At 68.9% G+C, this 12451-nt stretch carries 15 protein-coding genes; 13 read left to right on the forward strand and 2 right to left on the reverse strand.

Annotated elements, in window-relative coordinates; genetic code table 11:
• Nucleotides 1-251: 251 nt before the first annotated feature.
• The 13 genes from AB0M51_RS05790 to AB0M51_RS05850 all read left to right on the forward strand — a co-directional run bounded on the left by AB0M51_RS05790 (nt 252) and on the right by AB0M51_RS05850 (nt 11296).
• Entirely contained in the window at nt 252-1277 is a 1026-nt protein-coding gene (locus tag AB0M51_RS05790) for an ABC transporter substrate-binding protein (RefSeq protein WP_344196925.1), read from the forward strand.
• A 32-nt stretch (nt 1278-1309) separates the two neighbouring features.
• Complete coding sequence (locus AB0M51_RS05795; RefSeq protein WP_344196923.1) at nt 1310-2089, forward strand: ABC transporter ATP-binding protein; 780 nt, start codon at nt 1310-1312, stop codon at nt 2087-2089.
• Entirely contained in the window at nt 2086-2868 is a 783-nt protein-coding gene (locus tag AB0M51_RS05800; protein ID WP_344196921.1) for an ABC transporter permease, read from the forward strand. Before AB0M51_RS05795 ends, AB0M51_RS05800 begins: the two co-directional genes overlap by 4 nt.
• On the forward strand, nt 2865-3953 hold the full coding sequence (locus AB0M51_RS05805; protein WP_344196920.1) for an Ldh family oxidoreductase: 1089 nt from the start codon (nt 2865-2867) through the stop codon (nt 3951-3953). Before AB0M51_RS05800 ends, AB0M51_RS05805 begins: the two co-directional genes overlap by 4 nt.
• On the forward strand, nt 3953-4348 hold the full coding sequence (locus AB0M51_RS05810; RefSeq protein WP_344196918.1) for a RidA family protein: 396 nt from the start codon (nt 3953-3955) through the stop codon (nt 4346-4348). The genes AB0M51_RS05805 and AB0M51_RS05810 overlap by 1 nt, the downstream gene beginning before the upstream one ends.
• Before the next feature lie 39 nt (nt 4349-4387).
• Nucleotides 4388-5224 (forward strand): fumarylacetoacetate hydrolase family protein, encoded by an 837-nt coding sequence (locus AB0M51_RS05815; RefSeq protein ID WP_344196916.1) that lies wholly within the window; start codon nt 4388-4390, stop codon nt 5222-5224.
• The gene (locus tag AB0M51_RS05820) at nt 5221-5919 is read left to right on the forward strand and encodes a GntR family transcriptional regulator (RefSeq protein WP_344196914.1); all 699 of its coding nucleotides are present in this window, start codon (nt 5221-5223) and stop codon (nt 5917-5919) included. The genes AB0M51_RS05815 and AB0M51_RS05820 overlap by 4 nt, the downstream gene beginning before the upstream one ends.
• Complete coding sequence (locus AB0M51_RS05825) at nt 5916-6641, forward strand: SDR family NAD(P)-dependent oxidoreductase (RefSeq protein WP_363748221.1); 726 nt, start codon at nt 5916-5918, stop codon at nt 6639-6641. Before AB0M51_RS05820 ends, AB0M51_RS05825 begins: the two co-directional genes overlap by 4 nt.
• Before the next feature lie 5 nt (nt 6642-6646).
• Nucleotides 6647-8206 (forward strand): FAD-dependent monooxygenase, encoded by a 1560-nt coding sequence (locus AB0M51_RS05830; RefSeq protein ID WP_363748223.1) that lies wholly within the window; start codon nt 6647-6649, stop codon nt 8204-8206.
• Nucleotides 8203-8592 (forward strand): cupin domain-containing protein, encoded by a 390-nt coding sequence (locus tag AB0M51_RS05835; protein ID WP_363748226.1) that lies wholly within the window; start codon nt 8203-8205, stop codon nt 8590-8592. The genes AB0M51_RS05830 and AB0M51_RS05835 overlap by 4 nt, the downstream gene beginning before the upstream one ends.
• Nucleotide 8593: 1 nt before the next feature.
• The gene (locus AB0M51_RS05840) at nt 8594-9493 is read left to right on the forward strand and encodes an amidohydrolase family protein (RefSeq protein ID WP_363748228.1); all 900 of its coding nucleotides are present in this window, start codon (nt 8594-8596) and stop codon (nt 9491-9493) included.
• A 64-nt stretch (nt 9494-9557) separates the two neighbouring features.
• Nucleotides 9558-10502 carry a zinc-binding alcohol dehydrogenase family protein gene (locus AB0M51_RS05845; RefSeq protein WP_363748230.1) on the forward strand — a complete coding sequence of 315 codons (945 nt, stop codon included), beginning with the start codon at nt 9558-9560 and terminating at the stop codon, nt 10500-10502.
• A 104-nt stretch (nt 10503-10606) separates the two neighbouring features.
• Nucleotides 10607-11296 carry a GntR family transcriptional regulator gene (locus AB0M51_RS05850; RefSeq protein WP_344196902.1) on the forward strand — a complete coding sequence of 230 codons (690 nt, stop codon included), beginning with the start codon at nt 10607-10609 and terminating at the stop codon, nt 11294-11296.
• Here AB0M51_RS05850 and AB0M51_RS05855 read toward each other — a convergent pair.
• Together AB0M51_RS05855 and AB0M51_RS05860 are read right to left on the reverse strand one after the other, a co-directional pair.
• Nucleotides 11262-11987 carry a PIG-L family deacetylase gene (locus AB0M51_RS05855; RefSeq protein WP_363748233.1) on the reverse strand — a complete coding sequence of 242 codons (726 nt, stop codon included), beginning with the start codon at nt 11985-11987 and terminating at the stop codon, nt 11262-11264. The genes AB0M51_RS05850 and AB0M51_RS05855 overlap by 35 nt on opposite strands.
• On the reverse strand, nt 11987-12451 hold the full coding sequence (locus tag AB0M51_RS05860) for a PPOX class F420-dependent oxidoreductase (RefSeq protein ID WP_344196898.1): 465 nt from the start codon (nt 12449-12451) through the stop codon (nt 11987-11989). Before AB0M51_RS05860 ends, AB0M51_RS05855 begins: the two co-directional genes overlap by 1 nt.

The following is a 12451-nucleotide window of genomic DNA, read 5'->3' on the forward strand; positions in this document are numbered from 1 at the left end:
AATTTGACGCAATGCCACCGGGTTCGGTCCCCAGGGGCGTCGCGATCTGCTGCCCAGGCAGGTACGGTCTGTGGTCGGGGCGGGTGCCCGTCTGGTTACGGACAGGTATGGGGGAGCTCCAGGAACGGGTGGCCGGCAGGATGCGAGGACCCGGTGCGGCGGACGTTAAGTCCCCGTGAAGTCCCCGCGGACCGATTGACCACCTTTCTGCATTTGATGTTTGATCAAATATCGGGACGAGAGAGGTCGATATGAGGTTGAGGCGTTCCGTCATCGCCCTGATGGCGGTCCTGGGGCTCGCCGTGGTGAGTGCGTGTGGCGGCGGTGACGACAAGGCGTCGAGCGGCGGTGACAGTGGCCTGCAGAAGGTCAACTACCTGACGTCGTTCAACACCTTCGGTCGCGAGGCGTACGCGTATGTCGCGCTCGAGAAGGGCTACTTCAAGGACGCCGGTTTCGACGTCAAGATCACTCCCGGCAGCGGGACCGTCGACGTGATGAAGCTGGTGGCCGGCGGTCAGGCCGACTACGGCATCGGCGACTTCACCGCGTTCGCGATCACCCTCGCCAAGCAGAAGCTGCCGGTCACCTCGGTCGGCATGGTCCACCAGCGGTCGATGGCCGCGATCATGTCGCTGGACGGCCTGGGCATCAACAAGCCGCAGGACCTGCCGGGCAAGACCATCGGCGACCAGCCGGGCTCCACCAACACGGTGATGTTCCCGGTCTACGCCAAGGCGATCGGGATCGACCCGAAGTCGGTCACGTTCCTGCCGTCGCCGCCGCCGGGGCTGCCGGCCCTGCTGGCCTCCGGGAAGGTGCAGGGCATCGGCCAGTTCGTGGTCGGCGAGCCGCTGATCGCGAAGGCCGACAACAAGCACCGCAAGGTGATCACGCTGCCGTACGGCGACAAGCTTCCGGAGCTGTACGGGAACACGATCATCACCCGGTCGGACCTGGCGAAGGACCACCCGGACCAGGTGAAGAAGTTCACCACCGCCCTGCTGAAGGGCCTGCAGGACACCGTGAACGACCCGGCCGGGGCCGCCGCGATCCTGAAGAAGTACGTGCCGAACACCGATCTGGACGTTGCCACCAAGGAACTCGAGATCATGAAGAAGTACGTGAAGCCGGACACCTTCAAGGGTCCGCTCGGCGAGGTCACGCAGGAGCGGGTACAGAAGATCATCGCGCTGCTCGAGGAGTCGCAGGCGATCGGCAAGGGCTCGATCAAGCCGGACGACATCGTGACGATGAACCTGGCCCCGAAGAGCTGACGCAGAGCTCAGGTTAGGAGTACTGGAACCGGATGATTCGCCTGGACGGTGTGGGGCAGGTCTTCGACGGACGTGAGGGCCGGGTGACCGCCCTGGAGGAGATCGACCTGCACGTTCGCGGCGGTGAGTTCGTCACGCTGATCGGCCGGTCCGGCTGTGGCAAGTCCACGCTGCTCCGGCTGATCGCGGGACTGCTGCCGCCGACGTCCGGTGCGGTCCAGGTGGCGGGGGAACCCGTCACCGGACCCCGCCGGGACGTCTCGTTCATGTTCCAGCGGCCGGCCCTGCTGCCGTGGCGGTCGGTGCTGTCGAACGTGATGCTGCCGGTGGAGATCGACAAGGGCGCCGGCACCAAGGCGGCGTACCTGGATCGGGCCCACCAGCTGCTCGAGCTGGTCGGGTTGCAGGGGTTCGAACGGCGGCTGCCGCACGAGCTGTCCGGCGGTATGCAGCAACGGGTGTCGCTGTGCCGGTCGCTGATCCGCGACCCGCAGGTGATGCTGATGGACGAGCCGTTCTCCGCGCTCGACGCGCTCACCCGGACCGAGCTGTCCGAGGAGCTGCAGCGGATCAAGATGGAGCTGTCCACGACGATCGTGTTCGTCACGCACTCGATCGAGGAGGCCGTCGTCCTCGCCGACCGGGTGGTCGTGCTGACGCCGCGGCCGGGCCGGATGCGGGAGGTCGTCGAGATCGGCATCCCGCGGCCGCGCAGCCTCGGCCAGAACGCGCACCTGACCGAGGTCGCGGAGATCAGCGGACGGCTGCACGAGCTGCTGGCCGAAAAAGAGGTTCAGGACGTGCGGCCGTGACGAACAGACGCTCTTGGCTGACCTCGTCCCCGGCCTCGGCGGTCGTACTGCCGATCGTCGGCCTGCTGGCCGCTATCGGGCTGTGGTGGGGCGCGACGATCGTGTTCGCGATCGAACCGTTCCTGCTGCCGAGCCCGTGGGCGGTGCTGCAGAAGTTCTTCGAGCAGCCCGGACAGCTGCTGTCCGAGACCGGTACGTCGCTGGCCGAGACGATCGAGGGCTTCCTGCTGGCGATCGTGATCGGCGTACCGATCGCGCTGGTGATCGTCCGCTCGGTGATCCTCGAGCGGCTGGTGTACCCGCTGCTGCTGATGGTGAACGCGATCCCGAAGGTGGCGGTGGCGCCGCTGCTGGTGATCTGGATGGGCTTCGGGCAGTGGCCGAAGGTCGTGATGGTGCTGCTGCTGTGCTTCTTCCCGATTGTGATCTCGACCGCGGAGGGGATGAAGTCGACCCCGACCGAGCTGGTCGAGCTGATGCGGTCGCTGAACGCTAGCCGGACGCAGGAGTTCTTCAAGCTCCGGCTGCGGTACGCGATGCCGCAGATCTTCACCGGGCTCAAGGTGGCGATCTCGCTCGCGGTGATCGGCTCGGTGATCTCCGAGTTCGTCGGCGCTACCAAGGGCCTCGGGTACGTCATCCAGCAGTCCGGCGCGAGCGCCGACACCACGCTGGCGTTCGCCGCGATCATGCTGCTGAGCGTGATGAGCATCGTCCTCTTCTACGGCCTGACCCTCCTGGAGCACGTATTGCTCCCCTGGGCCAAGGAGAAGCGATGACCGCACAGGCATCTGGCGCGGACCGGAGGGTCTTGGTTCGGCCGGAGTGGCTTGAGGCCACGGTGGCGGGGGTGTTCGGTGCGCTCGGGTTCGAGTCCGCGGACGCCGGTGAGATCGCGTCCGCGCTCGTGGAGGCGGACCTGCGCGGCGTCAGCTCGCACGGCGTGATGCTGGTCCCGATGTACGTCGAACGGCTGAACGCCGGCGGTGTCACCCGGGAGCGCGAGCTCGACGTACTGTTCGACGCCGGAGCCGCGATGGTGGTGGACGCCCGCGGCGGCATGGGGCAGCTGACCAGCCCGCAGGCGATGGCCCACGCGGTCGAGCGTGCCGGGCGGCACGGGATCGGCATCGTTTCGGTGCGGAACGCGCACCATTTCGGCGCCGCGAGCCGCTGGGCGATGCAGGCCGGCGAAGCTGGGTGTATCGGTATCGCAATGTCGAACACGACCCCGCTGATGCCAGCTCCCGGCGGCGCGGAACGGCTGGTCGGCAACAACCCGCTGGCGATCGCGGTACCGACCACGGCCGGCGTCGAGATCGTGCTGGACATGGCGTTGTCGGCGGTTGCCCTGGGCAAGATCCGGCTGGCCGCGTCGGCCGGCCGGACGATCCCGGACAGCTGGGCGACGGACCGCGACGGTACGCCGACCACCGACCCGGACGAGGCCGTCCTGGGCATGCTGCTGCCGGCCGCGGGCCACAAGGGCTTCGGGCTGGCGCTGATGATCGACGTGCTCACCGGCGTCCTCAGCGGCGGCGGCTGGGGCGACCAGGTCCGCCCGCTGTACCGCGAGCCGGACCGGCCGAACGACTGCGCGCACCTGTTCCTGGCGATCGACCCGGAGCTGATGGGCGGCGTCGAGGACTTCAAGCGCCGGTCGTCGGGGCTGGCGGCCCGGGTCCGGGGCAGCGCGACCGCACCGGGGGTGAACCGGCTGTACCTGCCGGGGGAGATAGAGGCCGAACGCGCCGCACAGCAACGGCGCAACGGCGTACTGATCGAGAGGTCGGGACTCGACGGGCTGCTGGCCGCCGCGCGTGCGGTCGGTGCCGTCGTACCGGCGGGAGGGGTGCTGAACTGATGCCGAAGACACAGATTTCCACCGCGGCGCTGCGGAGCCCGAACGGGGTGTTCTCGCAGGCCACCACGGTCGAGGCGACCGGGCGGTTGGTGTTCGTCTCCGGGATGACCGCACGGACGCCGGACGGCAGCATCGCCGGCGTCGGGGACGTCCGGGAGCAGACCAGGCAGGTGTGCGAGAACGTCAAGGCGGCCGTCGAGGCGGCCGGCGGAACGCTCGCGGACGTCTGCCGGGTCGATGTGTATGTCCGCAACATGGAGGACTTCGCCAAGATCCACGAGGTCCGGGCGCAGTACTTCCAGGAACCCTTGCCGGCCTCGACCATGGTCGAGGTCAGCAAGCTCGCCAATCCTGACTATCTGATCGAGATCAACGCGATCGCGGTGGTCTCATGACCGGGGGTGATGTTGTGCGCGGCGTCGAGTGGACCTGAGATGAGATATGTGATGGTCGAGCACGCCGGGGCGGTCGTCCCCGGCGTGCTCGCTGCAGACTCGGTTCAGTTGCTGGCAGCAACAGACCTGACCGAGGTGATTCTCTCCGGGGCTGAGCTGACCGGCGAGCAGATTCCCTATCGGGAAGAGATTCTGCGGGCGCCGCTGCGGCGGTTCCGGCGGGACATCCTGTGCACCGGGTGGAACTACTGGGACCACTTCGAGGAGAGCCGGGGCAAGCGCGAGGGCCAGGACGTGGACCGGCCGGAGCACCCGACGTTCTTCACCAAGGGCCCGGACGTGGTGATCGGGCCGTACGACGACATCGCCTGGGACCCGGCGATCTCCGCCAAGTGGGACTACGAGGCCGAGGTCGCGCTGGTGATCGGCAAGGCCGGCAAGAACATTCCCGTGGACGAGGCACTCGACCACGTCTGGGGCTACCTGCTCGCGAACGACGTGTCGCAGCGCGATCTGCAGCGCGCGCACGGCGGGCAGTGGCTGAAGGGCAAGAGCATCGACGACACGATGCCGCTCGGCCCGTGGATCGTCACCGCCGACGAGCTGGGCGACCCGCAGGACATCCACTTGCAGTGCCTCGTGAATGGCGAGGTGCGCCAGGACGCGTCGACGCGGCAGATGGCGTTCGACGTGGCCACGCTGATCAGTGAGCTGTCGTTCGGTATGACGCTGCGCCCGGGTGATCTGCTGCTGACGGGTACGCCCGCCGGTATCGGGAACGCTCGCGAGCCGCAGGTGTTCCTGCAGGACGGCGACGTGGTCGTGACGCGCTCCGACAAGCTGGGGGAGCTGCGCAACAGGGTGACCCGAGGATGAGCGGACCGTTGGAACTGCTGCCGGGCGGCGGCAAGGGCGGTCGTCGTACCCTCGCCGAACACGCGGCCGCCGAGCTGCATCAGCTGATCCTGTCCGGTGAGCTGCCCAGCGGTACGCCGTTGCGCCTCGTGGAGCTGGCCAGCCGGCTGGAGATGAGCCAGATGCCGGTACGTGAAGGCCTTCGCCGGCTGGAGGCACTGGGGCTGGTCGAGATCATCCCGCACCGCGGCGCGTGGGTCCGTGACCTGTCGCTGGCGGATCTGCGGGACACGCACGAGACGCGGCTGGCGTTGGAGAGCCTCGCCGTACGGGCGGCGGCTGCTCGTTTCACCGAAGAGGATCTGTCGAAGGCAGCGGCCGCGTTGGCGGAGCACTTGCGGCTGTCGCGCGCCGAGGACTCTGCCGGCGCCCGGGACGCGCATGCGGACTTCCACTTCACGATCTACCGTGCCAGCGGGTCGCAGTGGTTGCCGCGGGCAATCGAGCCGGTGTGGCAGAACAGCGAGCGTTACCGGTTCGGGAGTCGTCCTACCGCGTTCTTGATCGAGAAGAGCCGCCAGGAGCACCAGGCGATCCTGGACGCGTGCGTAGCGCGTGATCCGGACGCCGCCGAGCTGGCGTTGCGTAGTCATCTGGCTGGTGCGTTCCAGCGGATCACCGAGACCATGACCTCGAAACAGAAGGACACGCTATGAAGGCGGCCTTCGACGCGACCGGTGAGGTCGTGCTGATCACCGGCGGCGCTCAGGGCATCGGTGCGGCGCTCGCCAAGGCTGTGAACGCTGCCGGCGGTACTGCGGTGGTCCTGGACGTCGCTGCGCCGCCTGACGGCACGGCTTTTGTCCAGGCGGACGTGGCAGATCGGTCGGCGGTCGTGGCGGCGGTCGATGAGGTGCTGGCGCGGTACGGGCGGATCGACGGGCTCGTGGCCGGCGCGGCCGTGCAGCCGCGGTCGGCTGTGCTGGAGCTGGACGCGGCCGAGTGGACCCGGACGTTGCAGGTGAACCTGGACGGAGTGGTCTGGGCGTGCCAGGCCGTCGTACCGCACATGGTCGCTCGCCGGTCCGGTTCGGTGGTGGTCTTCACCTCGGGGATGGCGTCCAGCGGGTACCCGGGCGCTGCGGCGTACGCGGCGAGCAAGGCGGCGCTGGTGGCGTTCGCGAAGACGCTCGCGGCGGAGGTGGCGGCGGACCGGGTCCGGGTGAACGTGGTCGCGCCGGGGGTGATCGACACGGAGCAGTTCCGGGGAGCGAACGCCGGTGCCGACCGGGAGCACTGGCAGGACACCATAGGTATCGGCGATCCCGACGACGTGGTCGGCCCGCTGTTGTTCCTGCTGTCCGACGCGGCCGCGATGACCGGGTCGACGCTGACGCGAGAACGTGCCTTTGCCAAGCTCAAGAGCTTTGTGGAGTGAACAAGTTGACTGAACAGCTTCCTGTGGCGGTAGTAGGAGCCGGACCGATCGGTCTGACCACCGCGCTCGGTCTGCAGCACTACGGCATCCCGTACGTGCTGCTGGAGGAGGACGCCACGCTCTCCTCGGACACCAAGGCCGGTACGACGCTCAGCCGGACGCTGGAGATCTGGAACCGGTACGGCGCGGTCGACCGGATCCTCGGTGCCGCGCTGCGGATCGACGAGATCGGCGACATCGACCGGGCCACCAACACCCCGCGGGCCTCGGTGCAGCTGGCCGAGCTGGTCAACGACACCCAGTTCCCGTTCGTGATCAACCTGCCGCAGCAGAAGATGGAGCCGCTGCTCGCGGAGGCGTTGACCGAGCCGGTCCGCACGCAGCACCGGATGACGTCGTTCGAGATCCGCGACGACCGCGTCGTGCTGCATCTGGAGACGCCGGACGGCCCGCAGGAGCTCGAGGCGTCGTACCTGCTGGCCTGTGACGGCGGGCGGTCGCGGATCCGCGACGCGCTGGGCGTGAAGGTCGTGGGGGAGACCCTCCCCGAGCGGTACATGCTGATCGACGTCGTGGTGGACCTGGACGTCGACAACGCCCGGGACTACCCGTACCTCGCGTACTTCGCGGACAAGTCCGAGTGGATGGTGCTGATCCGGCAGCCGGACAACTGGCGGTTCCTGTTCCCGCTGGCGGCAGGGGCCGACGCGCCGGGCGACGAGGACCTGCTGGTGAAGGTGAAGCAGTTCATCGGCGAGGTGGACCGGATCGAGCTGATGGGCTCGGTCGTCTACAACGTGCACCACCGGGTCGCGGAGCAGTGGACCGCCGACCGCAAGGTCTTCCTGATGGGCGACGCGGCGCACCTGATCACGCCGATGTGGGCGCTCGGGCTGAACACCGGCGCGCTGGACGCGTCCAACCTGCCGTGGCGGCTGGCCTGGGTACTGCGCGGCTGGGCTTCCCCTGAGCTGTTGGACGGCTACGAGCAGGAGCAGCGGCCGGTCGCGATCGAGGGCTCGGGCGAGATGGCCGAGGCGGCCCGGAAGTACATGTCGTTCCAGCGCGGTGCTGTCACGGAGAACACCGGCGCGTGGGCCACGGCGTACAACCGGACCTTGCTGAGCGTGCGGCTCGACGTGGAGGGCGTGGGCGACTGGTCGATGGTGGCCACGTCCGCCGCGCCACCCGCGGTCCGTGCGGGGGACAGGGCGCCGGACCTGGTGCTGCAGAGCCCGACGGGGCGTACGACGATCCACGACCTGTGCAAGGACTCGTTCGTCGCGCTGTACTTCACCGACGTACGCCGGCGGCCGGAGATCCCGGTCAACGGCTCTCCCGCGTTGCAGCACTACGCGGTGTCCCGGTGGGACGCGCCGCACGACTCCGGTCTGCGCGACCGGGCACTGTTCGACCCGGGCAGCGTCGCCACCAACAGGTACGGCGTACCGCCGGAGAGCGTCGTGTTGATCCGTCCGGACGGCCACATCGCCGCGGTCGCCCCGATGGGTACCGGTGTGGCCGAGGACCTCTACAAGCACGTAACAGGCCGGGAGGTGCCGTGAGTTTCGACTTACCGTTGCGGGAGATCCTGCTGCAGACGGATGACCTGGAATGGGTGGAGAAGTCGCTGGCCGGCCTGTCCCACAAGATGCTCTGGCGGGACCCGGAGACCGAGGCGTCGATCGCGCTGGTGCGTTTCGAGAAGGGCTCCGGTATTCCGTCGGAGCACAAGCACGCCTCGAACCAGTTCATGTTCTGCCTGTCCGGCCGGTACGTGTACCTGCCGACCGGGACGACCCTCACCAAGGGCAGCTTCTACTGGAACCCGAAGGGCGTCGTCCACGGACCGACGCGGGCCGAGGAGACCTCGGTGCTGCTGGAGGTGTACGACGGTCCGCACTACCCGGAGCGTCCGGACTTCTACGACAACGACGAGGACGCCCGCTGACATGGCCGGATGGGACGTCCACACGCACCTGATCCCGCCGACCGTGCTGGCAGCGGCGCATCGGGGCGAGTTCGGGCTGTCCGTCGACAGCGGCTCGCTGGTCGTCGACGGCAACCGCCTGCCGCTCCGCCGGCTCGCCGACCCGGCCGCCCTGCTGCACTGGATCGCCACGCAGGACCTGGACGGCGCCGTGGTGTCCGTGCCGCCGCCCCTGTTCCGGTACGACGCAGGACCCGAGTGGGTCGAGCTGGTGAACCAGGGACTCCGCGAGCTCGCCACACCGCAGCTCCGCGTGCTGGCGCACCTGCCTCTGCTCGACCCGGCCGCGCCTGGTGTCGCGGCCGGCCTTGCGGGTGAGGGCGTCTTCAGCGGCTTCGCCATCGGCACGCCGAGCTATGCCGGGCTGGATCCGCTGTGGCGGGTGCTGGACGCGGCTGAGGCGTTCACTTTGATTCATCCAGGTGCCAGTGACGACAAACGGCTTGATTCGTTTTACCTGTCGAACCTGTTGGGGAATCCGTACGAGACCGGAGTGGCAGCGGCTTCGCTCGTCTTCGCGGACGTGCCGGGGCGGTTTCCGGGGATCCGGTTCTGTTTGTGTCATGGGGGTGGTGTGACGGCGGCTGTCGCGGGACGGTGGCAGCGCGGGATCGACCAGGCCCGGCCCGGGATCGAGCCGGTGTCCCTGCCGGTGGCCGAGGCGCTGCGCCGGTTCTACGTGGACGATCTCGTGCACGACGACGCCGTACTGGAACTGCTGACCAAGACGTTCGGTGCCGAGCGGGTGCTGGCCGGGAGTGACTGGCCGTTCCCGATGGGCAGCGACGAGGTGTCCGCTGCGCGGTCCGCGACGGCCGAGGTGCTCACCCGGCCGCTGGCGACGGAGGTCTCCGCGGAGTGAGACGGGTCTTCGGTCTGGTCGAGGTTGTGATCAGATATCAAATCGTGGGGAACGGGGTAGCGGAGTGAGTACACGGGGGACTGTGCTGCACAGTCATGGACCCGGGGGACAGCTGAAGGCCGACGAGGTCGAGCTGACCGTCGGGCCGGGTGAGACGTTGGTCGAGATGCGGCTGGCCGCGGTGACTCCGCTGGACCGGTCGACGCTGGCGGGCAGGCAGCCGGGCACGCCGTTCGTCCCGGGCTCCGAGGGCATCGGCGTGGTGCTGAGCTCGGACGTGGCGGCCGCCGGCGCGACCGTCCTGGTCCGCGGCGAGGGCGTCGGCGTGACGCGGCAGGGCGTGTGGGGACGGTACGCCGTTGTACCCAACGCCGCTGTACATGCTGTGCCGTCGTCGCTGGAGCCTGCTGCCGCGCTGGCGTTGCTGACGCCCGCGTTGACCGCGCACACCGCGGTACGGCGGGTGGCCGACGTACAGAAGGGTGAGACCGTCGTCGTCACCGGTGTGACCGGGCTGATCGGGCGGATGTGCGCGGCGATCGCAAGGGCAGCTGGAGCGGCCCGGGTGATCGGGCTGGTGTCGCTGGACGATTCCGCGGACAGTATCGGCGGACTCGTCGACCAGCTCGTCCGCGTGGACGGGCTCGGGCAGGTGGGCCGGGAGCTGCCGTGGTGCGACGCGGTCGTCGACACCATGGGCGGTCCGGTGACCGGCGGGGTGCTCGGACACGTCTCACCCGGCGGGCGGATTGTTGTACTCGGGTACAAGGCCGGAGAGTTCACCACGATCGACCTGCACCAGCTGATCGGCCGGGACCTGCGGCTGCTGCCGGTGAACCTGCAGCGCACCACGCTGGCTCCGGACGCGGCCGGTCAGGCGCTCGCGGACATCGCGTCGGTGCCCTGGCGTGCGGACTACGACGTCGTACCGGCGGACCGGATCGGCGACGTACTGGAGCGCCCGGGAGGCCGGGTGCTGCTGGACCTGACAGGCCTCTCGGTGGCCTAGACCACTTGTGTTTACTGGGCAATCTGCCCTCGAAGGCCACCAGAAGCCCGGCGGGCGGCTACCGTACCTCCAGAGCTGAACAGGAGAGAGGCAGCCCGCTACTGATGATCCGACGACTCGAGCTCACACCTGGGGGACCGACCGGACGCCGTACGCTCGCCGAGGAAGCCGCCGCCGAGCTGCACGAGCTCATCCTGTCCGGCGAGCTGCCCAGCGGTACGGCGCTCCGGCTCGAGGAGCTCGCCAAGCGCCTGGACATGAGCCAGATGCCGATCCGCGAAGGGCTGCGGCGGATGGCGGCGTTGGGGCTGGTCGAGATCGTCCCGCACAAGGGGGCCTGGGTCCGCGAGCTGTCGATGGAGGACCTGCGCGACACCCACGAGACCCGGCTGGCCCTGGAGTCGCTGGCGGTCCGGGCGGCCGCCACCCGGTTCTCCGACGCGGACGCGACCGCGGCCCGGACGGCGCTGGCCGAGCACGTCCGGTTGTCGAAGCTCGGCGACAACATCGCCTCCCGGCAGGCGCACACCGAGTTCCACTTCGCGATCTACCGGGCCGGCGGCTCGCGCTGGCTGCCGCGGGCGATCGAGCCGGTCTGGCAGAACAGCGAGCGCTACCGGTTCGGTTCCCGGCAGACCAAGGCCCGGATCGAGCAGACCCGGCGCGAGCACCAGGCCATCCTCGACGCGTGCCTGGCCCACGACGAGGAAGGTGCCGAGGCCGCGCTGCGGCAGCACCTCGAAGGGGCCATGCAGCGCATCACCGAGACGATGGAGCGGCGCTCGAAGCAGTGAGCTCCTCGAAGCGGTCCTGCTGCCAGCCGGTCGCGTCGAAGACCGCACGCAGCAGCAGGCCGTCGCTGCTCGCACGGTGGGTCGTGATGAGCTCCGCGAGCGGCTTGCTGCCGAGACCGTCGTAGTACGCGTCCAAAGCCTGGCGCCTGCGCTCCTCGGACGCACCACCGATCTCTTGCAGCGGCACGTCACAGCCTTTGACGTGCCCTGAGCCGACATGCTCACCTGGAGCCAGCTGCTGCACCAGTTGCTCACCTGCACGCACGTCCTGCGCTCTGAGGCGTGCTCCCAGTGCGCGGCACTGGATGCGTTGGACTGCCTGTGAGATCGCGATGTGGTCCGGGTGACCGGTCAGCCCGTCGCTGCCCACCGTGAGGATGAGCTCCGGCTGGAGCTTGTCGACGGCCGCTTCGACAGCCGCGACCACGTCGTACCGCTGAGCAGCTGCCAGCGTGCGTGAGCTGTTGCGGCCGCCGTCGTCGATCCACTGGTCCGGCGCGCCCAGCCAGTCCCAGTCGGCGATGCCCAGCAGTTCGCAGGAAGCGCTGAGGTGATCGGACGCCCCGTGCATGCCGGCGGTGGCAACACGCAGTACGACGTTCCAGCCCTGCTCGCTGAGAACCGAGGTGGCCGCGCCGGTGGCGAACACCTCGTCGTCAGGATGTGCGTGGACGACCAGGGCGGTGCGCATCAATCGGCGAGGCGGGACGGGAAGCCGCCGGTGGCGATCGGGCTCCAGCGCTCCGGGGTGATCCGGATGAGGCACTTGCCCTGCTTCACCATCGCCTCGCGGTACTCGTCCCAGTCCGGGTGCTCGCCGGAGATCGCCCGGAAGTAGTCGACCAGCGGCTCCACCGCGTCCGGCAGCTCGATCACCTCGCCGCTGCCGTCCACCTGCACCCAGGCGCCGTTCCACTCGTCCGACAGCACGACCACACTCGCCTTGCCGGCCCGCTTCACGTTCCGGCTCTTCGCCCGCTCCGGGTACGACGAGATGACGATCCGGCCCTGCTCGTCCACCCCGCCGGACACCGGCGACGCCTGCACGGACCCGTCCGCTCTCGTTGTCAGCAGCAACATATGGTGCCGCGGCCGGACGAACTCCAGCAGCCCGTCCAGCTCGACCTTGGTGTTGGTGGCAATAGTTCTAGGCAT

Source organism: Kribbella sp. NPDC051137, assembly GCF_040682535.1.
Taxonomy (GTDB): Bacteria; Actinomycetota; Actinomycetes; order Propionibacteriales; family Kribbellaceae; genus Kribbella; species Kribbella karoonensis.